The 20,980-nt window shown below is 41.3% G+C and carries 21 protein-coding genes; 10 read left to right on the top strand and 11 right to left on the bottom strand.

What is annotated here, in order from left to right; all coding sequences use genetic code 11:
- Window positions 1-18 precede the first annotated feature (18 nt).
- Genes Phpb_RS17150 through Phpb_RS17135 form a run of 4 tightly spaced genes read left to right on the top strand, consistent with a single transcriptional unit; the run spans window position 19 to window position 3,316 of the window.
- Window positions 19-1,176: an efflux RND transporter periplasmic adaptor subunit gene (locus tag Phpb_RS17150; protein WP_065391559.1), complete on the top strand. Its 1,158-nt coding sequence runs from the start codon at window positions 19-21 to the stop codon at window positions 1,174-1,176.
- Window positions 1,160-1,825 carry an ABC transporter ATP-binding protein gene (locus Phpb_RS17145; protein WP_065391406.1) on the top strand — a complete coding sequence of 222 codons (666 nt, stop codon included), beginning with the start codon at window positions 1,160-1,162 and terminating at the stop codon, window positions 1,823-1,825. The genes Phpb_RS17150 and Phpb_RS17145 overlap by 17 nt, the downstream gene beginning before the upstream one ends.
- 2 nt (window positions 1,826-1,827) lie before the next feature.
- Window positions 1,828-3,051 (top strand): ABC transporter permease, encoded by a 1,224-nt coding sequence (locus Phpb_RS17140; RefSeq protein WP_065391560.1) that lies wholly within the window; start codon window positions 1,828-1,830, stop codon window positions 3,049-3,051.
- Window positions 3,052-3,085: 34 nt separating this feature from the next.
- Complete coding sequence (locus Phpb_RS17135; protein WP_065391405.1) at window positions 3,086-3,316, top strand: phosphopantetheine-binding protein; 231 nt, start codon at window positions 3,086-3,088, stop codon at window positions 3,314-3,316.
- An 11-nt stretch (window positions 3,317-3,327) separates the two neighbouring features.
- On the opposite strand, the gene Phpb_RS17130 is transcribed toward Phpb_RS17135, so the two are convergent.
- The 9 genes from Phpb_RS17130 to dapA form a co-directional block, all read right to left on the bottom strand.
- Window positions 3,328-4,500, bottom strand: a complete 1,173-nt coding sequence (locus Phpb_RS17130) for an alpha/beta hydrolase family protein (RefSeq protein ID WP_065391404.1) — start codon at window positions 4,498-4,500, stop codon at window positions 3,328-3,330.
- 105 nt (window positions 4,501-4,605) lie between these two features.
- Window positions 4,606-4,761, bottom strand: coding sequence for a hypothetical protein (locus Phpb_RS26115; RefSeq protein ID WP_165603314.1), 156 nt, complete (start codon window positions 4,759-4,761; stop codon window positions 4,606-4,608).
- Window positions 4,754-4,954 (bottom strand): hypothetical protein, encoded by a 201-nt coding sequence (locus tag Phpb_RS17125; RefSeq protein ID WP_065391403.1) that lies wholly within the window; start codon window positions 4,952-4,954, stop codon window positions 4,754-4,756. Before Phpb_RS17125 ends, Phpb_RS26115 begins: the two co-directional genes overlap by 8 nt.
- A gap of 176 nt (window positions 4,955-5,130) precedes the next feature.
- Window positions 5,131-6,777 (bottom strand): ATP-binding cassette domain-containing protein, encoded by a 1,647-nt coding sequence (locus Phpb_RS17120; protein WP_065391402.1) that lies wholly within the window; start codon window positions 6,775-6,777, stop codon window positions 5,131-5,133.
- Window positions 6,774-8,489 carry an ABC transporter ATP-binding protein gene (locus Phpb_RS17115; protein ID WP_240492596.1) on the bottom strand — a complete coding sequence of 572 codons (1,716 nt, stop codon included), beginning with the start codon at window positions 8,487-8,489 and terminating at the stop codon, window positions 6,774-6,776. The genes Phpb_RS17120 and Phpb_RS17115 overlap by 4 nt, the downstream gene beginning before the upstream one ends.
- A gap of 622 nt (window positions 8,490-9,111) precedes the next feature.
- A complete protein-coding gene (gene purC, locus Phpb_RS17110; RefSeq protein WP_065391400.1) occupies window positions 9,112-9,825 on the bottom strand; it encodes a phosphoribosylaminoimidazolesuccinocarboxamide synthase in 714 nt (237 codons plus the stop codon).
- A gap of 300 nt (window positions 9,826-10,125) precedes the next feature.
- A complete protein-coding gene (locus Phpb_RS17105; RefSeq protein ID WP_065391399.1) occupies window positions 10,126-11,106 on the bottom strand; it encodes a glycosyltransferase family 2 protein in 981 nt (326 codons plus the stop codon).
- Between the two features lie 504 nt (window positions 11,107-11,610).
- Complete coding sequence (bamC, locus tag Phpb_RS17100; protein WP_065391398.1) at window positions 11,611-12,660, bottom strand: outer membrane protein assembly factor BamC; 1,050 nt, start codon at window positions 12,658-12,660, stop codon at window positions 11,611-11,613.
- A 16-nt stretch (window positions 12,661-12,676) separates the two neighbouring features.
- Complete coding sequence (dapA, locus tag Phpb_RS17095) at window positions 12,677-13,576, bottom strand: 4-hydroxy-tetrahydrodipicolinate synthase (protein WP_065391397.1); 900 nt, start codon at window positions 13,574-13,576, stop codon at window positions 12,677-12,679.
- A gap of 272 nt (window positions 13,577-13,848) precedes the next feature.
- Here dapA and Phpb_RS17090 point away from each other — a divergent pair, with 272 nt between their 5' ends.
- Together Phpb_RS17090 and bcp are read left to right on the top strand one after the other, a co-directional pair.
- Window positions 13,849-14,394 (top strand): glycine cleavage system transcriptional repressor, encoded by a 546-nt coding sequence (locus Phpb_RS17090; RefSeq protein WP_065391396.1) that lies wholly within the window; start codon window positions 13,849-13,851, stop codon window positions 14,392-14,394.
- Between the two features lie 26 nt (window positions 14,395-14,420).
- Window positions 14,421-14,891, top strand: coding sequence for a thioredoxin-dependent thiol peroxidase (gene bcp, locus Phpb_RS17085; RefSeq protein WP_065391395.1), 471 nt, complete (start codon window positions 14,421-14,423; stop codon window positions 14,889-14,891).
- 126 nt (window positions 14,892-15,017) lie between these two features.
- Here the strand turns inward: bcp and Phpb_RS17080 are convergent, their stop codons facing one another.
- Complete coding sequence (locus Phpb_RS17080; RefSeq protein ID WP_065391394.1) at window positions 15,018-16,097, bottom strand: AI-2E family transporter; 1,080 nt, start codon at window positions 16,095-16,097, stop codon at window positions 15,018-15,020.
- 136 nt (window positions 16,098-16,233) lie between these two features.
- On the opposite strand from Phpb_RS17080, the gene bepA reads away from it, so the two are divergent.
- On the top strand, window positions 16,234-17,697 hold the full coding sequence (gene bepA, locus Phpb_RS17075; RefSeq protein ID WP_065391393.1) for a beta-barrel assembly-enhancing protease: 1,464 nt from the start codon (window positions 16,234-16,236) through the stop codon (window positions 17,695-17,697).
- A 9-nt stretch (window positions 17,698-17,706) separates the two neighbouring features.
- Complete coding sequence (gene arsC, locus Phpb_RS17070; protein WP_065391392.1) at window positions 17,707-18,063, top strand: arsenate reductase (glutaredoxin); 357 nt, start codon at window positions 17,707-17,709, stop codon at window positions 18,061-18,063.
- 39 nt (window positions 18,064-18,102) lie between these two features.
- Here the strand turns inward: arsC and hda are convergent, their stop codons facing one another.
- Window positions 18,103-18,810, bottom strand: coding sequence for a DnaA inactivator Hda (gene hda, locus Phpb_RS17065; protein WP_011146972.1), 708 nt, complete (start codon window positions 18,808-18,810; stop codon window positions 18,103-18,105).
- 490 nt (window positions 18,811-19,300) lie between these two features.
- Between hda and Phpb_RS17060 the strand changes: the two genes are divergently transcribed.
- Both Phpb_RS17060 and Phpb_RS17055 read left to right on the top strand, forming a co-directional pair.
- Window positions 19,301-19,606, top strand: a complete 306-nt coding sequence (locus Phpb_RS17060) for a PTS sugar transporter subunit IIB (RefSeq protein ID WP_065391391.1) — start codon at window positions 19,301-19,303, stop codon at window positions 19,604-19,606.
- A 29-nt stretch (window positions 19,607-19,635) separates the two neighbouring features.
- A complete protein-coding gene (locus Phpb_RS17055; RefSeq protein ID WP_065391390.1) occupies window positions 19,636-20,964 on the top strand; it encodes a PTS sugar transporter subunit IIC in 1,329 nt (442 codons plus the stop codon).
- Window positions 20,965-20,980 lie beyond the last annotated feature (16 nt).

Below are 20,980 nucleotides of genomic sequence, written 5' to 3'. Positions count from 1 at the left end.
TTAAAATGGATGCTGATTGTGCTGGTTAAAAAAAAGAAATGGGTTGTTATCACCATCGTCATGATCGTTTTTCTTGCCGTGCTTTATAACAACTTTCGCCAAAAAGAGACATCTGCGGTTATGGCAGAACAAATTGTCACCGGAACATTAGGTGACGTTATTACTACGGTGAGTGCCGCCGGTGTTATACAACCAACCAGACAGGTCAATGTTGGTAGCCAAATCTCAGGCCAGCTAACCAAATTATATGTTGAAGTCGGAGATATCGTTGAAGCAGGTAAACTGGTCGCCAGCATTGATGACACTTTTTATCGTACTAAAGTTGAGGCCAGCCGAGCGCGGCTAGAAAAATTGCGAGCCATGTTGCAGGAGGAACAATACGCTTACCAGCTTCTGGTTATTACTGAAAAGCGCCAAAGACAACTTAACCTGCACTCCGCAACCAGCCAGCAATTACTGGATGAAGCGGCTTTCGGCGTCAAAAAAAGTCAGGCAAGAATTGAAAGCCTCAAAGCAGATATCAGGCAAAATGAACATATTCTGCATAGCGAAGAAGTCAGTCTCAGTTATACTCAAATCTATTCACCTATTGCCGGGGTGGTGACCGCAATCCATGTTGATCCGGGGCAGACGCTGAATGTCAATCAACAGACTCCGGTTCTTATGCAAATTGCCGACCTCAAAAATATGACGGTTTATGCAAAAGTTTCCGAAGCGGATATTAATCAAATTGTGACGGGGCAAAAAGCCTCCTTTAAGATCTATGGGGCAAATCAGCATATATGGCACGGTAATGTTAAGAAGATTATGTATAAACCCGATCTCATTAATAATGCCGTCTATTATACGGTGCTATTTGATGTCCCTAATAATAATTTCCTGCTTAAACCCAGTATGAGTGCGGATGTCACTATTGTGACCCACGAAAGTACCGGCGTAGTGACTATTCCCAGTGACATACTGAATAATAAACGGTATCAACCTTTGAATGATAATCTAACTACCTATTTTTTACGTGAGATGAAAGATGGAAATATCGTAGTAAGAAAATTACTGATCGGCCATAATAACGGAAGACGTTCAGTTGTTGTCAGCGGATTGCAGAATAACGAGCAGATCGTTGTACTTTCTAAACAAGATAACTTTAGGGGTAGTCACAATGATAACGCTAAATAATATCTGCAAAACCTATGGCAATGAGAATAAACGGCATCCTGTCCTGAAAGATATTTGCTTAACCATAAACCAGAACGATTATGTCGCTATTCTTGGTCGCTCCGGTTCAGGGAAAAGTACCTTATTGAATATCATCGGGCTTTTGGATATCGCCAGTACGGGTGAATATCTTATTAACGATCTTACGGTGACTCAGCAAAAGATTCACTCATTGGCGTTTTTACGGCGAAAATATTTTGGCTTTGTCTTTCAGAATTATAATTTGTTGGAAAACTACCGCATTGATGAAAATATCTTGATGCCCATGTATTATTTAAAAAGAAACTTCGATTATGACAAAGAACATTTCCGTTACTTAATTGATCGCCTCCAACTTAACAATTTATTAAATAAATACCCGCGTCATTTATCAGGGGGAGAACAGCAACGGGTTGCTGTCGCTCGCGCTTTGATTAACAGTCCAAAGTTTATTATTGCCGATGAACCTACCGGCGCGTTAGATACCACTAATGCGACCAATCTCATGCGGCTTTTTACTGAATTACATCATAATGGGTGCGGTATCATCCTGGTAACACATGATCAAGCTGTCGCCGAATATGCCAAACACAAGCTGTATCTGGATAATGGTTGTTTGGTGACTCAATGAGCATGAGTAAAATAACCTTAAAATTCAATGCGTATTTAACCGTTATCCTGTTCAACCTCAAAATGGCGGCACGCTCTCTTACCGCTCATAAAACACGAGTCTTCTTGACCCTATTATGCATTGCCATCGGGGTAGCTTCGATTGTGATCATGCAAGCAATTGGCACAGAAACCAAGCATCATATTGTTAAGATGGTTTCTTCAATGGGAAGTAATATCATTTCAGTAAAATACAAAGGGCAAGAAAATGGCGCTTTCGATTCACATAATAATTATTTGACGCAAGAGGATATAACGTCACTTGCGGGTCATCCCCATATTAGCCACAGCACCCTGTTTTACACCGCGCCAGGAACAATAGTTTCTCCACAAGGCTCCACTGATGTTCAATTGATTGGCGCCAATGCGGATATCGCGATTATTCGTCATCTGATGATTGATCGTGGGCGCTTTTACACACCACAAGACGATGCGGCTCTGGCAAATGTCGTTGTTTTGGGAGCATCTCTGGCCGAACGACTTTTTCCACAAAAAGAAACCGCATTCGAGCAGAGCGTCAAAATCAATGATATCTCAATGCAAGTTATCGGTATCTTGACACAGAAAGGCGAAGGCATGGATGCCGGTGTCGATGATGCCGCGTTTTTGCCAAGCAACAGCTATTTGGTACGGCTGTTCGGCCATACACCGCCTAATGGTATGGTGTTGAAAGCCAAAGACGCCTCTCACATTGAACCGGTTAAATACGCTGTTGAACAACGGTTGTCACGGTTTAAACATCAACAAAGCTATGAGATACGTAATACCACGGAATTGTTGAAAACGTTGCATGAAACCCAATCAAAAATTAACCTTTTCCTACTGTCAATATCATCAGTGACCCTCTTTGTCGCGGGTGTCAGTGTCATGAATACCATTCTCATCAGTGTCAGAGAACGTAGAAGAGAGATTGGTATACGGCTTGCCGTAGGAGCAAGTTATTCCGATATTTTTTACCAGTTTCTTACCGAAGCATTTTTGATTTCACTATTGGGAACACTATTAGGATTGTTATTCTCATTTATCGGTTTCAGAATTTTATTACTATTTGATATCGCGGTGGGTTTCTCTTTCTATTCCTTTTTACTCGCTTCCCTCGCGGCCTGCTTTATTACCGTAGTATTTGGTGTATATCCATCACATCGCGCAGCCGCATCAACGCCAATCGAAGGTATTAAAGAATTGTAACTTGTTTTGTTTCATCAAACTTTTTGGAGACACAATGAAAAATCAGCTTATCCATGAAATTTTACATCGAGAAATCAGAGCGCTTCACCCGGAAGTAGAGACCATACCGGAGGATGAAAATCTTTTTGATATCGGTTTCGATTCGGTAAAAATGCTGATGCTGGTTGATCGGCTAAATGATGCGGGGTATCCAATCAACTTTGCAGATTTAGCCCGCTGGCCGACAATCAACGATTGGATCAAACTGCTCGCAAAAGATGAATAGCGCTGTCTATTTCACGACGAATGGTGGATGATCCACGCAGCCAAATCTGCAATTACCTGCACCGGGATCTGACCTGGTTGCAGATAATCCTCTCCACCATCGCACCCCATTGCGGGCAATAAAATATGATTCAATCCAGTGTAGAGTTTAAACTCTGCCTTCCTATTATTTTTCAGTGCCGTTTTCCACATCGTGAAATCAACATTATGCAAAATCTGAAAATCCTGATCCCCCTGGGCAAAAAATAACGGCATTGCAGGCAAGCTGTTTAAGCAGTCAAATGCATGATAATTCTCAATCTGTTTGAGATAACTCTCCGGCACTGACAAAAAGCTCTCAAGAGATACTGTATCTTGCTCTTTCCCACTGGGTAATTGGGATAAAATCACCCGGAGTAAATTACGGAAAGGCGCCGCCAACATCGCAATACCCGTAACATTTAAACCCGATTTTTGCTGTAAGCTCTTTGCAATTAATGGACTGACATATCCGCCGAAACTGTGCCCAACCAGAAATACTGGCATATCGTGAAATTCAATATGTCCCATTAAACCGGTCAGAATATTACAAGCATCGTCAACAATTTCCGTATTGAGATCGACAACCTCAGGGTCCATATTTCGCTGCCGTATACGGTAATAACGTTTGTCAAAACGTACACTCGCAATTCCATATTGACTTAATTCATGTGCCAACATACGAAACAGTGGATTAGGCCCAACATCATAATCCATCGAATGCGGACCAGAACCCGCAAGCAATAAAACAAGTGCTTTGACATTATGTGGTGATGGCAAACATACCAAACCATCCGGGACATCTCTAAGACCAAACGTCTTTAACGTTTTTTCGATAAAAATACCCTGTTTTGCATACGCGTCAGGTATTGGGCATCGAGATAACGTGAGAGAATCAATTTGCCGATCTTTAATCCCAATATAAAGATTGAACTTTCCATTGAGAGTATTTAACCGCAGATGACAAGCACCTTGCTGTTGGTAAATAATATCGATATCTGAATTATACAGACTGTCTGCTAATACAGTTAAAGCCAAATCATCAGCCGCCATACGCAATGATTCATGCATTAATTCCCTGGCTGCTTCCCATTGCTCATTAAGCAATGTGGTTATTAATATCTGTATTTCACCTTCCAATGTGGCAATTAAGTTCTTAATAAGCATGCAATTACTCAACTTCTTGCGGCCACAACCGCGATGTATATACTAAATAAAATCCAGATAGTCCTCATAAACCAATCGATAGCGCCTGAGGTGTCCAAATCACGTTCACTTACGAGCCTTAACCTGTTCTCTTCGAGCCGCAAAAATCGCTTTTACGTCGCGATGTTCAACACCATTACCCTCTTTTACAGATTGGCGTGCGATATCAACCTTTTCCTGAAGGAAAGCACGATTATGATGCTTAAGACGAAAATTAGACATTCAAAAAGCCATGCCCCTGTTCATGGATGAGTCGTTCAATCAACTGACGCTCTTTCGGTTCAAACTTATCTTCTTCGATATATTTCCAATTGCGTTCATAAAATACAAGCGCATCACGATCAGTTAGCTCAGTATCCTCAGCCAAATACCAAGCACAATTTTTCATTTGTGGATAATCAGCAATTTTTACCATAACAACCTCTCTTTTCATATTCACAATATAGCAGAGTGAACTACCAACTCAACCCTATTGCAAATATCCACACATTAACCGCAGTAACAGTCACAAAGTAATCATGCAGATCTGATTCAGGTTTCATTATTGACACCCACTCCTAGCGACTTAGCCAAGAGTGGATATCAAGTAAATTATGCTAATTTCTTCTGCCGTTGAACCATCACAATATGATCAGCCTTAGCGAGAAGATCGGCATTATGCGAGACAACAATCCACAAACCAGGCCAGTGTTCAGGTAAAACAGTCCATAAACGACGGGCCGTATCTGTATCTAATGACGAATCGCAGTTATCAACAATATAAACGTCAGCAGGACGACATAACATCCGGGCCAATGCCAAACGTTGACGCTGGCCGCCAGATAATTGACCGGCACTGCCAGAGTTAATGACGGTATCAAGTCCTTCTGGCAATTCATATGATCCGGGCGTCAAACCTACCGCCTCCAGCGCCCGCACCATGACATCATCATCGATATCCTTATCACCCAACGCGAGGTTTTGCCTTACAGTTCCACCAAAAAAACCCGCTTTCTGTCTGGCATATCCGATACGTGGATTCCGCCACCAGTTTTCATTGCCCAGAACCTCTCTGTTATTCCAAAGTACACTGCCGGAACTGGATTTTTCCAGACCAATCAGGTAACGCAAAAAGGTGGTTTTACCCGAACCAATATCACCGACAATGCCAATAACCTGATTAGCCGTTGCCTCAAACGAAACAGGAGGCTGAGTTTTTGAGTAAGCTAGATGATTAACACTTAGCTTATGTAGGATTTCATCTTGCCCATATTCCTTGGTTTCTTTTTTACTATTTGCCAGAAACTGCCTGATTCGGCTATAACACACATCAGCATTTTTGTAATAGGCGACTGACCGACCAAAGAAAAGTATCTGTTCACTGATCCAGCCGATATAGGTCAAAAATAATGCTAGATTCCCGACAGTAAAACTGCCATCAACGATCCGTTTACTTACTATCAGTAAAACAGCCGACGTCCCAAGTATGACAATATTTTTGAACAGCCCAGAAAGAAGGTCAGTAAATACCTGATGTTTGGCTTGAATCGCACGTCGATTGACAAATTTCTGCGATAACCGCTCAATCTGCCCCTCCATTTTGTTGCCAAGGCGCAAGTCGCGTATCCCCGTTAAGACATCAGTAATCTTGCCGGCAATGTCCCCTTGCGATTGACGTTTGCTCTTCTGTAAATTCCCTACCTTGCGTTTAAGTATCGCCCCGACCCAAAGGCCCACAATCATAGGCATAAGAGCAAGTGTGGTTATTATGTCAGTGTTGATAAGTACAACTAATGCGATAATTAAAAGTAATGCACGGTAAATAAAATCAGAGGTCCAACTCAGAAATTCCGCAATTTCATCACTATCATCACGAATACGGTTCAGAATATCGCCTTGAGAAAAAGCCTGTCTCTGATTATGGGAACAATGGCTCACTCCCCACAAAACTCGCTCTTTCAGGTAAGCACTGACCTTAAAAATCAACGTAAAATCAAAGGTTAATCCCAAGAATAGAAATAGTGATCGCAAGACCATAGTCGCAATCGCAGAGGCCAGCAACCACCAGACGACAGGGTTAGTTGGCTCATTCATCGCTCTATCGAGTAATTTGCTGATTTGGTAACCAATCAACAGAGGAAAACCATGCATCAATGTCCACACAAACATGGTAATGAAATAGAGAGGAGCAAACTTTTTTATCAGCTCAATCAAGGCCGGTAACATTTTAAGTTTAGTTGATACATTGGATATAGTCATACCATGAGCCCATGATTACTCGTTAACATTGCGATTTCTGTTTCAGGGATTCGTTGTTGAATCCGCCCATCATCGATAATGATAATTTCATCAACGACCGAAAGCGTATGAAGGCGATGTGCAACCATCACTACTGTGCAATCGCGGCTTAACTTTTCAAGTAATTTCAGCCAGCTCTCTTCCGTTCGGGGATCAAGTTGAGAAGTGCCTTCATCAATGATCACCAACGAGCAATGCTGCAACATCACTCTGGCGCCCGCTATCATTTGAATCTCCCCTGCCGATAGCGTCTGACCATTAACGCCAACCTGTGTATCAAGACCATTAGGTAACGCCCTAACCCATTCAAGCGCGTCTAATTCTTGGAGTACCTCCCAAATTTGATCATCAGCTATTTCATTACTGAAAAGCGTTAAATTTTCCCGCAATGTTGCGGAAAACAGATGAGAACGCTGACTTAAAACAGCAATCTTTTTCGCAAACTCTTCAGGTTTAATCGTTGAAACATCGACATTGCCAATGGTCACTCTTCCTGAATCAGGTCGCGCAAATCCACACATCAAATTAAGAATGGTACTTTTCCCCGCTCCCGTTCTACCAATAATGCCAATTTTGCTCCCCGGAGCGACGTAAAAATTAACGCCATGCAAAACCTGCGTTTCTTCTCCGTTATAGCTGAAATCAACATTATCGAAATGAATAGAGAGAGGACCATCAGGCAACAAATTATCTGATGATTTACTTGACGTACCTTGATTTAACATTGTTGCCGCAAGTGATAAAGCAGCAAATAATTTCTGTATCAGCTCTATCTCTGACGACATCTCCTCCACCGGTTCACGAAGCTTATCAACGTAGAGATAAACCATCGTTAATGTACCGATACTTAAGCTGTTCTCGCCAAGCAATTGAAGCCCAAAACCAAAGCCTATACCGAAACAGAGAGCAAAGAAAAGTTGAGTAATTGGCCAAAAAGCCCGGCCGCCAATATAAGCGCTGCGTTCAAATTTAAGCAATATTGACAACATCTTTCGAAATGCGATGGCTGGCCAATGCGCCTGCGACAATGGCTGCAAATCATCCATTGCATGTAATGAATCACCAACAAAACCAAAGATTCGAGCTTTTTCATTTCGCGCAATTAACCAACGACGGACAGAAAGTCTGGTTAACTGAATCAATACATACGCCACCAATATGACGACGATTGCGATGGCAATACCTGCCTGAGGCATGACACTGAATATAATTATCAATGTCCCTAATGTCAGCGCTAAATTAGCAATGGCCTTGAAGCCTGCTTTAGAAATTGTTTTTCCTATAATATCAGCGTTACCTTCGATATTTTCCAGCAACTCCCCCTGTGATCGCCGCTCTATTTCCAATACAGGTAAAACTGTCATCACATGGTGAAAGAGCTTATATCTAATGGTATCAGCAATACCCCAACCGGCCTTGGTGCTCATGTAACTGGAGACCAGACTACCGATAACACCAATCGACGCAATAAAAACATAAATGATTGCCAACATGATAAGTTGATCAACAGTCGTCCCTGATGTCGCCTTATCAACGTAATTCCTAATAATATAAGGACCGCTTAGATCGCACGATAATGTAACGGCTAAGGCCAAAAACGCACATAGAACTGTCCCCTTAAATGGTATGGCGCTCTGTAGCAATATCCGCCATACAGTTAACTTCTTTGACATCACGCTTTTCATCTTTAGGTTATGGCACCTCATTAAAATTGGCGATGTTATTTGCAATATCAGTGTATGCAGCCAACATCGAGGTTATTAATACCAGATCGATCGCAACAGTAAGATCGGGTCCAAATTTAGCAAAATGTAATTATCGCAAAATACCCGCGTTTATCACGATCTGATTGAAATGTTTATAAACGCTATCACAAGAAAATAGCCGAAAAATAAAATTTACGCCTTATTCTACAATGTCAACACCTTTTTTAGGTTATTTAACAACCTAATTGGCAAATATATCATCAACATGAATAACAAATAACTTATTCCGAACAATGAATCATAAATGGAGTAAGAAATAGCAATAATTCCAATGAATTATAATGATTTTTACAAATATACAGCAACTATATAAATGAATTCCTATCCAATATTAACGCGTCTTAATTTGTTCGTAATTTAAGCAAATTATTTCTTACCAAGCGGTAGTCTATTCTATAATTGGATTAATTCATATTAACTACTCACTTGTCGGATAATATTTGGTTATGAAAGACCAATGAAAAAGTCACAACCAACATCACTTGAGCCAGTAAAAAGGGCCTTGCGGCCCAAGTAATCGTTTGCGTAATTAGTCCAAAATAACACCGATACGGCGCGCGACTTCCTCATACGCTTCAATCAGGCCACCAAGGCTTTGGCGGAAACGATCTTTATCCATTTTATTCAACGTCTCTTTATCCCACAAACGGCTGCCATCAGGAGAGAATTCATCTCCCAGAACTATCCGCCCTTTGAATAAACCGAATTCCAATTTAAAGTCAACCAGAATCAAACCCGCGTCATCAAACAATTTGCTCAATACTTCATTGGCCTTGTAGCTCAACTCTTTCATTTCAGCCAGATATTCTTTGCTAACCCAACCAAAAGTTTCACAATAAGATTCATTCACCATTGGATCGTGCTTAGCGTCATTTTTCAGAAACAGATCGAACAGAGGAGGATTCAATACCAAACCTTCTTCAACACCAAGGCGTCTGACCAATGAACCCGCGGCCCGATTACGAATAACACATTCAACCGGCACCATATCCAGCTTTTTAACTAATACCTCAGTGTCCGATAACAGCCGTTCCATTTGCGTCGGAATCCCTGCTTCCGCCAATTTGCTCATAATGAAATGGTTAAATTTATTGTTCACCATCCCTTTACGATCAAACTGTTCAATACGTTCGCCATCCAATGCCGATGTATCATTACGGAACTCCAGCACGAGTAAATCAGGATCATCCGTGGTGTACACCGTTTTTGCCTTTCCACGATACAACTCAGCTTTTTTTTGCATTTTATATACTCCAGAGATATTACTATTGTATAAATACCATAGATAAATAATAAAACAGATTGCTGACAAAATCCTGCCCAAAAGGTCGATTTTTTCTATCGTTACCGGATTAGTATAAAAAAACAACTCACTTTCATGCTAAAAAACCGCCCTTCTATCGCTCTCAAAGCAAGTTAACAACCTGTGAGAAACTGTCCCCCCAAGATCCCCCAGTAAGATTAGCTTCACAAAATGTTACCTAAAACATGAGATGACCTGTTTATTCAGACCATTTAAATTATCTTCATAACGACTTAAGAATCAAATTCGATCTTTTTCTTTAGTTAAAAATAAATTAGCCAGCAGCCAAATTATTTTGTTTTTAGAATTAATTATTTGTAGCCTAAATAAGAGCTTATTTCTCTTCCGAATAAATTCAGCATCTTGTTTCTGATAAGAGAAATCAGATAAAAAAGAAGAAAGTTCATCAAACCTTTTGGAGGCTAACATTTTCCACATTATTTGAATTTTCAAACTCAGGGCTTTTGATTTAATCTTTTTCATCAAGGCTACGCGATCTTCTTTATGGTATTTTATATCCATATCTTGATTAATCTTATCCCAAGCCTGGATTTCATCCATATAATTCTTTACACCCCACTTTTTATTCATTATTGAGTCATTTCTGTAAAAGTAATTATAAAGATATTCTGGCGTGTAAGAGAATTTCGCCTTACAAATACATAACAAAATGAATAAAATATCTTCTCCTACAATTAAATTTTCATCGAACAAAATTTTATTTTCTAGCAAAAAATTACGTTTAATTAACATGCAACAAATACCAAAATAATTAAAATTCAAAAGATTAAATGCCAACTTATTTAAATCGCAATAATCTTTAGAATAAATTTCTTTTTCTCCTGGATAAACTTCCTTGAATAAACAAAAAGTAATGTCACTTTTCGTCTCACTATTTTTCCGTAATACTGATTCGATAAACGAAGATTCAAAAGTGTCATCACTATCTAAAAAGGTGACATAATCGCCTTTAGCCTGACTTAAACCAACGTTTCTTGCTGCGGAAATTCCTCTGTTTTCCTGAGAAAAAACCATAATATTAGGATGTTGTTGAGACAATTGATCAAGAATGTCTATTGTTCCATCCGTTGATCCATCATTGACAATGATGATCTCAATGTTTCTATATGTCTGATTTAAAACACTATTAATAGCATCCTCTATCACACCTTCGACATTAAAGGCAGGGATAATAATCGAAACTAATATATTACTGTTCATAATAGTATAATCGGCTGGTTATTTATGATAATCTAATTTACCACGAGCTTCCATTGAATCATATTAATTTGGTTCATTTCTTAGGATATCTATCAATTCCCCCAATAGTACAGATGTTTTGACAATGAAATAATTTGATTCGATCAGTCTTATTGATCTCATCGACAGTTCAGTATCACAGATTAAAAGACTTTGCTTGACAGAATTGACCCATTCTTAGTTCTGTCAGTGGAGAAAGGAGACCCAATCATTTTGATGACGGGATTTTAAGCTTTCAGTAATATGATGGCTGTCAGATCTAGTCTATCTTTTGTATATTAGCAACCAGTATTAGGCAGTTACAGATAGATTCAAAATTGACTATCGAGGATTCGAGGAAAAATTGCGTTGGTGGTCTTCTTAATCTCGCGCCAAACTCGTTTTTTATATAAAAACCAAAACGCTAGCTAATAAACAGCCAGCGTTTTGTCAATCATCTTAAGGACTTTCACCCCTTTATTAGGCTTATAATCCCGTTGTCTGGCTAAAAGCGGCCTTCAACGCTGCAACTAATTCATCATTTTGTGATTGGGTCAACGGTTTACCTTTATCACTAATAAACTGTAAACTGCTCCGGTTATTCAAATCACCAACCTGTAATTTGTAATCACCTTCACTAATGGATGGTTCATTAACACCCATTGATTTCCAGCCAGATGAACTGAGGCTTTTATAAGTTACAGTAATAGAACCTGTTGAACGACTGCGGCTACCCACTTTCATACCTACTTTTTCCAGTGCTGCCGGTAATCTATCCCAGACAATATTATATGGCGCACGAACAATTATCTGAGGTAATCCAGATGTATCACCGCCACTCTGTACATCCAATGGACCTAGATTACGCGCCACAGCATCATCGCTAATACGTTCGCGCTGCTGGTTCACACCTTCAATTAATTCATTGAGCATCAGTGAGTTATAACGCTGGATTTCAATAGGATCAGAGACCTGTTTATCACCTTGTCTCAGCCCTTCATTAGTAACGGATAATTCAATCTGATAGCTCTGGCGTGCAACACTAATACGATGACGAGTCTGATAGGGAACATTTTCATCTGCACGCTGCCAACCGATCCAATCAGTTGTCAATGTCTGGCTAGCATCATCGCGTTGGCTAACTTGGTAACCTTTTTTCAACAGAACATTGTTGATCTGTGACCACAAATGGCTATTCTCAGGAGTGCTTTCAAGTAGCAATTTACTGCTCTTTGCACTGTTTTCAGTACGGGAACCACCCAACAGGGCTAATGTTTGAGATGGCGGGCGAATATCAAGCGCTTTCCCAACCTGCCCTTTAGAGGCTATTGCTGGAATATCATATTCACCATTCTGCAATGGCAGTACCATACCCGCAGGAACTTTCAACGCTTTCAGGGGAGGTGTTTCGAGATATGTGTCATCATCATTAATTTGGCGCTTATAGCTCTGGTCATTAGAACAGGCTGCCAGTAACACGACAAGTGACATACCAGCAACCTTTATCACCTTCGATTTTTGCAACAATATTGCCATTAAAATTCCCTAAATTTTACAGTAATCCGGCCGTTTTCAAGGCTTTTTCAACTGAGACTTTTCCTGCGTCTGTCAATGGCGTCATCGGCAAACGCATGGTGTCATCAGCAATCAAACCCAATTTGTAACATCCCCATTTAACTGGAATCGGATTAGGTTCAACAAATAGCTGACGATGTAAATCCATCAGGCGATTATTTACCTTACGCGCTTCTGCAAACTGGCCGTTTAATGCCAATTCACAAAACTTAGCAACATCAGGCGCTGCAATATTTGCAGTAACAGAAATAACCCCTTTGCCACCAAGCTGGATAAAATCCAACCCACTTGCATCATCACCACTCAATAAGATGAAACTATCATCATTAACCAATTCTTGGATTTGACTGACACGATTTAAGTTCCCTGTAGCTTCTTTAATTGCGACAATATTTTTAATTTTCGCCAAACGCGCTACAGTTGACGGCAACAGATCACACCCAGTACGAGAAGGCACATTATATAGAATTTGTGGTAAATCCGTATTTTCAGCAATCGTTTTAAAATGCTGATATAAACCTTCTTGCGACGGCTTATTATAATAAGGCGTTACCGTTAGGCAACCAACAACGCCACTGTTTTCAAAACGTTTCGTTAGGGATATTGCCTCAGCAGTCGCATTTGCACCTGTTCCGGCAATAACCGGAATACGCCCATCAGCCAATTCTACGGTTGTCAAAACAACATCACCGTGCTCATCATGACTCAATGTGGCTGATTCTCCGGTTGTCCCTACCGAGACTATCGCTGATGTCCCACTAGCAACATGGTAATCGATTAACTTTTTCAAACTGGCCTTATCAACCTGACCATTTGCATCCATTGGTGTTACCAGCGCAACAATGCTACCTGTAAATTCAAATCTCCCGCTAGACATTACATTACCCCCTATACAAACAAGAACTCAATGGTACTTTTTAGTCATCCAGAAGGAAACTATTTAACACGGAATTTCAATGAATTTTGTTAATACCAGATAACCTCCATTAAAAAGAAGTGATAATTAAAGTTATTTATTGAAATTCAATATCAGTGAATGGGAACACAATATTAGGAACACAATAGAACAACTTTGGTGCAATTGGCCTTGGCAGTATAGCCTTTTTATGTTTACCTTAGCGAAACCATAGCAGAGAAGGAAAAGTGACTTTGCCACAATCAGAACAACATTTTCTCGTTATAACCGCTTTAGGCGCTGACCGTCCTGGTATCGTCAATACCATTACTCGTCTTGTGAGTGAGTGTGGTTGTAACATTGAAGACAGCCGCTTAGCCATGTTTGGTGAGGAATTCACCTTCATTATGCTGCTTTCCGGTAGCTGGAACGCTATCACAATGATTGAATCTTCACTGCCACAGAAAGGAGCCGAGCTCGATCTTCTTATCGTCATGAAACGCACAAAGTGCGATGCCCATATAACATTTCCTTCCACGGTTTCCGTTAAGGTTGATGTTGATGATTCACCCGGTATTGTCGAGCAGTTTACCAATCTGTTTACCACACAGGATTTTAATATTGCTGAACTGGTATCAAAAACACAGCCGCCAGAAGGCGATATCCCTGCTCGGTTGCAGATCCAGATTACCGCCCATAGCCTATTAGAGGACGACGGCATAATTATTAAGCAGGCGTTTAATAAGTTATGTACAGATCTAAACGCACAAGGCAGTATTAGTATTCTTGAACCACTTTAGTTGAAAGATTAAACGGAGAATACGGGATGAACCCATTGAAAGCCGGTGATAAGGCCCCTCAGTTCAGCCTTCCTGACCAAGATGGAGAAACAATCAATTTATCTGATTTCGAAGGTCAGCGTGTTTTAGTCTATTTTTATCCTAAAGCAATGACTCCTGGTTGTACTGTACAAGCCTGTGGTCTGCGCGATGAAATGGATGCATTAAAGGCATCCGGTGTTGAAGTGCTAGGCATCAGCACAGATACCCCAAGTAAATTGTCACGCTTTGTGGAGAAAGAAATGCTGAACTTCACATTGTTGTCCGATGAGGATCATCAAGTTGCTGAACAGTTTGGTGTCTGGGGCGAGAAACAGTTTATGGGAAAAACCTATGATGGTATCCATCGTATCAGTTTCTTGATCGATGCCAACGGCAATATTGAGCACGTTTTTGATAAATTTAAGACCAGTGATCATCACCAAGTGGTGGTGGATTATCTGAAACAGCATCCTTAAATAGAAAATGATTCAAAATTTAATCACGCTCATTTAACATCTTAAGATGCTTGGGGCAAGTACGGGAGGGATATTCCCTCCCCGTGCTTCCTCTAAATACGGGTACCAGTATCATTAAAAATAGATTTACTCTTTTATTTCATCGTTTTCTGTTATAACTATCTCTTCCGGCCATGCATGAATCACCGCCTTAATTAGCGTCGCCAACGGAATAGCAAAAAATATCCCCCAGAATCCCCACAAACCTCCGAAAGTAATCACCGAAAGAATGATTACCAGAGGATGCAAATTTACAGCTTCGGAGAATAAAATCGGCACCAGCAAATTACCATCTAGCCCCTGAACGACCAGATAAGCAATAATCAAAGTCCAGAAATCTGTCCCGACTCCCCATTGAAATAGAGCAACCAGTACAACAGGAATCGTGACAATCAGCGCCCCCACATAAGGAATTAATACTGACAGCCCAACCAAAACAGAAAGCAGTAACGAATAATCCAATCCAAGAAATGCAAACACCGCATAGGTACAAATACCAACGATCGCCATCTCGGTGACTTTACCCCGAATATAGTTAGTGATTTGTTGATTCACCTCGCGCCAGACCTGTCCGGCCAAAATGCGGTTACGTGGCAGGACCCGTTGCAATGCTTGCAGCATCTGGGTTTTATCTTTTAGCAAGAAAAAGGCCATCAGCGGCACAAGAATCAGATAGATAGCCAGCGTTAATAAACCAATCAATGAAGCCACCGAAAACTTCACCACAGATTCCCCAGCCGTTGAAATTTTGCTACGCAGATTTTCAGCCATCATATCAATGATGCCAGCATCAACCAAAACCGGATAACGAGCCGGTAATGTTTGGGCATATTCATTAAACCGATTAAGCATATTGGGTATATCTGACAACAGATTAATCCCCTGCTGCCATGCGGTTGGCGCGACAATAAAGATAACCAACAAACTAATACCGGAAAAAATAATCAGCACAATACAAACAGCCACTGTGCGCGAACATCCCAATCTTTCCAGTTTAGCAGTTGGCCATTCCAGCAAGTAGGCAAGAACAATCGCTACCAGCAAAGGCGCTAAAATGCCATGTAAGAAATAAATAATGCAAAACCCTGCTAAAAGGATGATAAATAACGCAATAACTTGCGGATCAGTAAACCGACGGCGATACCACTGTATAATCATATCCAGCATTGACCAGGCTCCTTGATAGCAATATTCATATTTCTATTTTTCTTAAAAATTGTACTAATTGATTAATTTTAAGGTACCCTTGTTTATCATACACGCATTATCTAAGACGATGGCCAAATGAGAGCACTTTTGTTTTATGAAAATAATGTCTAATCAATCTCTGACAGCAATATTAATCAGTACATTATTGCTCACAAGTCTCCCTGTTCTTGGCGCCTCTATTGAAGATTCATTGCCGGATATCGGCACCACGGCAGGTTCAGTCCTGAGCATCAATCAGGAACTGGCAATGGGAGATTTCTACGTTCGCCAGATGCGTGACAGCGCTCCGCTGATTTATGACCCATTGTTGACACAATATATTAACGCCATTGGACAAAGGCTAGTGGCTCATGCGGACTCGGTTAAAACGCCTTTCCATTTCTATCTGATTGATAACCCGAATATCAACGCTTACGCTTTTTTTGGCGGTAATGTGGTACTCCATGCCGCCCTTTTTCGTTATAGCCGTAATGAAAGCGAGCTTGCCTCCGTAATGGCTCACGAAATTTCTCACGTCACTCAACGCCACCTGGCACGAATGATGGAAGATCAGCAGCGCACAGCACCGCTAGCCTGGGCAGGCACGTTGGGTTCCATCCTTTTGCTAATGGCTAACCCGCAAGCGGGAATGGCAGCCCTCAGTGGTACTCTTGCCGGTGTACAACAAGGCATGATCAGTTTTACTCAATCCAACGAACAAGAAGCTGATCGCATTGGCATGCAGACATTACGTAAAGCTGGCTTTGATCCTCAAGGGATGCCGGCTTTTATGCAGATCATGGTAGATCAAACCCGTTACAGTTCTAAGCCGCCGGAAATGTTACTCACTCACCCGTTACCTGACAGCCGTCTTGCTGATGCGCGTAACCGTGCTAATCAATATCCGGCCCAGAACATTCCACAATCTCAAGATTTTCTGTTCGCCAGAGTCCGGGTTATGGGCATGTATACCACAGAGCAACGCGGCTATCTTGAGCAAATTTTAGAAAATTACCGTAAAGGCACCGCTAAAGAGCAACTTGCCGCCGCTTATGGCCGGGCAATCTTGCTTTCTCAAGATAAAAAATACACTGAGGCACGGGCTATTCTGGAACCACTATTAGCAAAACAGCCGGATAATGTCTGGTTTATTGACACAATGACTGATATCGACATTGAACAGAACCGAATTGCTCAAGCTATCACCCGGTTACAGAACGCCTTGCAAAAACAAAAGGACAATTTGATATTACAAATTAATCTCGCTAATGCGTTTATTCACGCAAAACAATATCAACAAGCTTTAAAGCTGCTCCATCGCTATACATTCAATAACCCAGATGATCCAAACGGTTGGCGCCTGATGGCCGAAGCCGCCGCCAAACAAGGCAAACGCCATGAAGAACTATCAGCGTATGCTGAAGAAATGGCACTTCGCGGTCAATTTGACAATGCCATCAAGTATCTCAGTAGTGCCAGCGCACTCGTAAAATTAGGCAGTTACGATCAAGCACGTTATGATGCTCGTATCGATCAATTACGCCAGCTACAACAGCGTTACAGTCAATACAAACGTTAAGGAATTCTCATGCAACAGGTGACGATTTATCATAATCCCCGCTGCTCCAAAAGCCGTGAAACTTTGGCTCTTATTGAAGAACAGGGAATTAAACCACAGATTATTTTCTATCTGGAGGCTCCTCTCACTGTAGAGCAATTATCCGTTCTGCTAGAACAGCTTGGTTTCCATGACGCACGCCAATTGATGAGAACAAAAGAAGATCTCTACAAGGAGTTGAATCTGGCTGATGAAAAACTCACTCAGCATGATTTACTGAAAGCGATGATTGCCAATCCTAAACTGATTGAACGCCCAATCGTCGTTTGCGGTGATAAAGCTAGACTTGGGCGCCCACCGGAAAAAGTAAAAGAAATTCTTGATTGATTAAGAATAGACATGATGATGGTGACGCCACCATCATCTTCAAAGGTGCAAAATATCCTTCACAAATGGAATCGTCAGCTTGCGCTGGGCAACTATCGAAGCGTGATCTAACTGATTCAACGCCATAAACAGAGTCCGCATTTCTCTGTCCAATCTTTTCAGTAAAAAGCGCCCTACATCTTCTGGCAATTCAAAGCCGCGTAACTTCGCTCGCAATTGCAAAGCTTGTAATTTCTCATCATCGGAAAGCGGTTGTAATTTATAAATTTGCCCCCAATCCAGACGAGAAGCCAAATCAGGTAACTTAAGATTAATCTGGCGAGGTGGACGATCGCCGCTAATAAGCAAACAAGTGCGACCAATCTCCAGAATGCGATTATAAAGATTGAAAATCGCCATTTCCCACTCTTCATCACCAGCAATACTCTCAATATTATCGATACAAACCAGTGATAAATGTTCCATGCCATCAAGCACCTCAGGGATAAAATAGGCACGTTTATCCAGCGGAACATAACCCACAGCTTCATCTTTCAGGGACAACTCAGCACAGGCGGCATGCAGCAAATGACTTCGGCCCCCACTGTCACGGGACCAAAAATAAATATAGCTGCCATGCGGCTGATTAATGGCCAATTTGATTGCAGCTAACAGGGTGGCATTTTCCCCCGGAAAGAAACTGGCAAAAGTTTCATCATCGGGAAGATACAAAGGTAACGAAAGCTGCGATGGTGTGTTCAGAAGCACCTCAAACAGAGCTGGTAATAAACGCCAACAAGTTTATCACAGAAAATAGTTGTAAATGAACTGTATAGGTAAAGAATAAAAAAACTATTTTTAGGATTCAATAAGTTAAATCCATTTCAGCCCCAGAAGCGCATAATATTTCGTCATAGCACAGAACGGACTGCAAACTCCTATAAAATATTCCGCATGTAAGAACAGGAAAATTTAAGTTTTTAGTCCTATGTTATTTAAGAATCATGTTATTTAAGAGCTATATTATTTAAGAAAAAGCCATCAGATAGTGAGTTTTATTCATTCTTAGCAAAGATCAATGTAATAGCTCCTTATAAATGCAGATCACATTCTGTCTCTATTCCTTAAACTATTCTTGATTAATATGCGAACAAAATCGCAACATATTTAACATAAATTGCTAGTCTTAATAAAAGGTGAAAGCTTTCATTAACCACTTATCCCATAAGAAACAATATAACAAACTGGAGACTAAGCAATGAAAAAAATCCTATTGTGTTGTGCGGCCGGTATGTCCACCAGCATGTTGGTACAACGCATGCAAGCAGAAGTGATAAAACGGGGATTGGACATTGAGATCAAAGCTGCCCCCACGGCTGAATTAGAACACCTGATAGCCGACGCTGACGTTGTTCTACTCGGCCCACAGGTGAGGTATCAATTGGCCCATCTTTCCGCTATCGCCAAACCACACGGCAAACCAATCGACGTTATTGACATGACGGACTATGGCACTCTTCGTGGCGATAAGGTTCTCGATAAAGCATTAAGCCTGTTGGAATAAGCCATTTCACCACCACGCGGAGTCCCCTCATGAGTCTCTACACCTCTTTTACGCGCGTCTTAGAAAGCTATATTATCCCGATTGCCGGGCGAATCGGTAACCAACGGCATATTATTGCAATGCGTGACGGCTTTATCTCAGCCATGCCATTTTTGATCATCGGCAGCATGATGTTAATTGTGGCAAACCCACCCTTCGATTTACAGACTGCATCCTCATTCGGCCAAGCCTGGTTGTCCTTTGCCAAAACTCACTGGGTCACCATCACTATGCCTTACTTTATGACTATGGGATTAATGAGTGTCTTTGTTTCGGTCGGCACCGCCTACAGTTTAGCTAAATCTTACGGTTTGGATGGGCTAACTTCTGCTTTACTATCACTAATGGCGTTTTTGCTAGCCGCCGCACCACAGATAGAAAACAAAATAGCACTCGATTTCCTCGGCGGCACGGGTGTATTTACCGCATTAATTTGCGCTATCTGGTCAGTTGAACTAACTCGTTTGCTAAAAAAATATAACATTACCATCCGAATGCCAACACAAGTGCCGCCAGCAATTGCCCGTTCTTTTGAACTTTTGTACCCAGTCATAGGCATCTTGTTGACAGTTTATCCTGCCAGCTTGCTATTACAGAGTGAATTCAATCTACTTATTCCCGCAGCCATAATGCAAATATTCCACCCCCTCATTTCCGTTGGGGATACTCTACCCGCCATTATATTAGCGTTACTCATTGCCAACCTGCTGTGGTTTGCCGGTATTCATGGCGCCAACATTGTCACTGGTTTGATGGCTCCTATTTTTATGGCAAATATTGCTACTAATGCAACACTAATGGCTCAAGATATAGCTACAACACAAATTTTTACTGACCCTTACTGGTCGTTTTATATCTGTATTGGCGGCTCTGGTTCCACACTGGTTCTGGCGTTCCTTTATCTGCGCAGCCGTTCTATACATTTGCGTACTATCGGAAAACTGAGCGTGGTTCCGTCCATGTTCAATATTAACGAGCCACTACTGTTTGGCTCACCCATTGTGATGAATCCAACCTTATTCATTCCACTACTGGTTGTGCCATTGGTCAATGCAGTATTGTCCTACAGCACTCTGCATCTTGGCCTAGTGCATAAAATGGTCGCCCTTTCCCCCTGGACTGCGCCAGCGCCATTCGGCGCAATGATTTCCGCCGCCTGGGATTATCGTGCGGCTGTGCTCGTGTTCATACTAATGATAATCGACCTCTTTATCTGGTATCCCTTCTTCAAAATTTATGAAAAACAGTTGGTCAACGAAGAAAATAAACAGCGAGAAAACACAGCATCCACCGGTGTAGAAACTCAATCCCAACCCTAATTTTCGGAGAATTTAC

It is taken from the genome of Photorhabdus namnaonensis, assembly GCF_001684335.1.
Lineage (GTDB): Bacteria > Pseudomonadota > Gammaproteobacteria > Enterobacterales > Enterobacteriaceae > Photorhabdus > Photorhabdus namnaonensis.
This window is presented reverse-complemented; position numbering and strand designations above follow the sequence as displayed.

Coding starts and splice junctions, on each gene's coding strand:
- Phpb_RS17080 (WP_065391394.1), bottom strand. CDS start 16,097: ATGCTGGATATGATTATACAGTGGTATCGCCGTCGGTTTACTGATCCG.
- Phpb_RS17120 (WP_065391402.1), bottom strand. CDS start 6,777: ATGACTATATCCAATGTATCAACTAAACTTAAAATGTTACCGGCCTTG.
- Phpb_RS17125 (WP_065391403.1), bottom strand. CDS start 4,954: ATGGTAAAAATTGCTGATTATCCACAAATGAAAAATTGTGCTTGGTAT.
- Phpb_RS26115 (WP_165603314.1), bottom strand. CDS start 4,761: ATGTCTAATTTTCGTCTTAAGCATCATAATCGTGCTTTCCTTCAGGAA.
- bcp (WP_065391395.1), top strand. CDS start 14,421: ATGAACCCATTGAAAGCCGGTGATAAGGCCCCTCAGTTCAGCCTTCCT.
- Phpb_RS17060 (WP_065391391.1), top strand. CDS start 19,301: ATGAAAAAAATCCTATTGTGTTGTGCGGCCGGTATGTCCACCAGCATG.
- dapA (WP_065391397.1), bottom strand. CDS start 13,576: ATGTCTAGCGGGAGATTTGAATTTACAGGTAGCATTGTTGCGCTGGTA.
- purC (WP_065391400.1), bottom strand. CDS start 9,825: ATGCAAAAAAAAGCTGAGTTGTATCGTGGAAAGGCAAAAACGGTGTAC.
- Phpb_RS17055 (WP_065391390.1), top strand. CDS start 19,636: ATGAGTCTCTACACCTCTTTTACGCGCGTCTTAGAAAGCTATATTATC.
- Phpb_RS17140 (WP_065391560.1), top strand. CDS start 1,828: ATGAGTAAAATAACCTTAAAATTCAATGCGTATTTAACCGTTATCCTG.
- bepA (WP_065391393.1), top strand. CDS start 16,234: ATGAAAATAATGTCTAATCAATCTCTGACAGCAATATTAATCAGTACA.
- Phpb_RS17115 (WP_240492596.1), bottom strand. CDS start 8,489: ATGTCAAAGAAGTTAACTGTATGGCGGATATTGCTACAGAGCGCCATA.
- Phpb_RS17105 (WP_065391399.1), bottom strand. CDS start 11,106: ATGAACAGTAATATATTAGTTTCGATTATTATCCCTGCCTTTAATGTC.
- Phpb_RS17145 (WP_065391406.1), top strand. CDS start 1,160: ATGATAACGCTAAATAATATCTGCAAAACCTATGGCAATGAGAATAAA.
- Phpb_RS17130 (WP_065391404.1), bottom strand. CDS start 4,500: ATGCTTATTAAGAACTTAATTGCCACATTGGAAGGTGAAATACAGATA.
- arsC (WP_065391392.1), top strand. CDS start 17,707: ATGCAACAGGTGACGATTTATCATAATCCCCGCTGCTCCAAAAGCCGT.
- bamC (WP_065391398.1), bottom strand. CDS start 12,660: ATGGCAATATTGTTGCAAAAATCGAAGGTGATAAAGGTTGCTGGTATG.
- Phpb_RS17135 (WP_065391405.1), top strand. CDS start 3,086: ATGAAAAATCAGCTTATCCATGAAATTTTACATCGAGAAATCAGAGCG.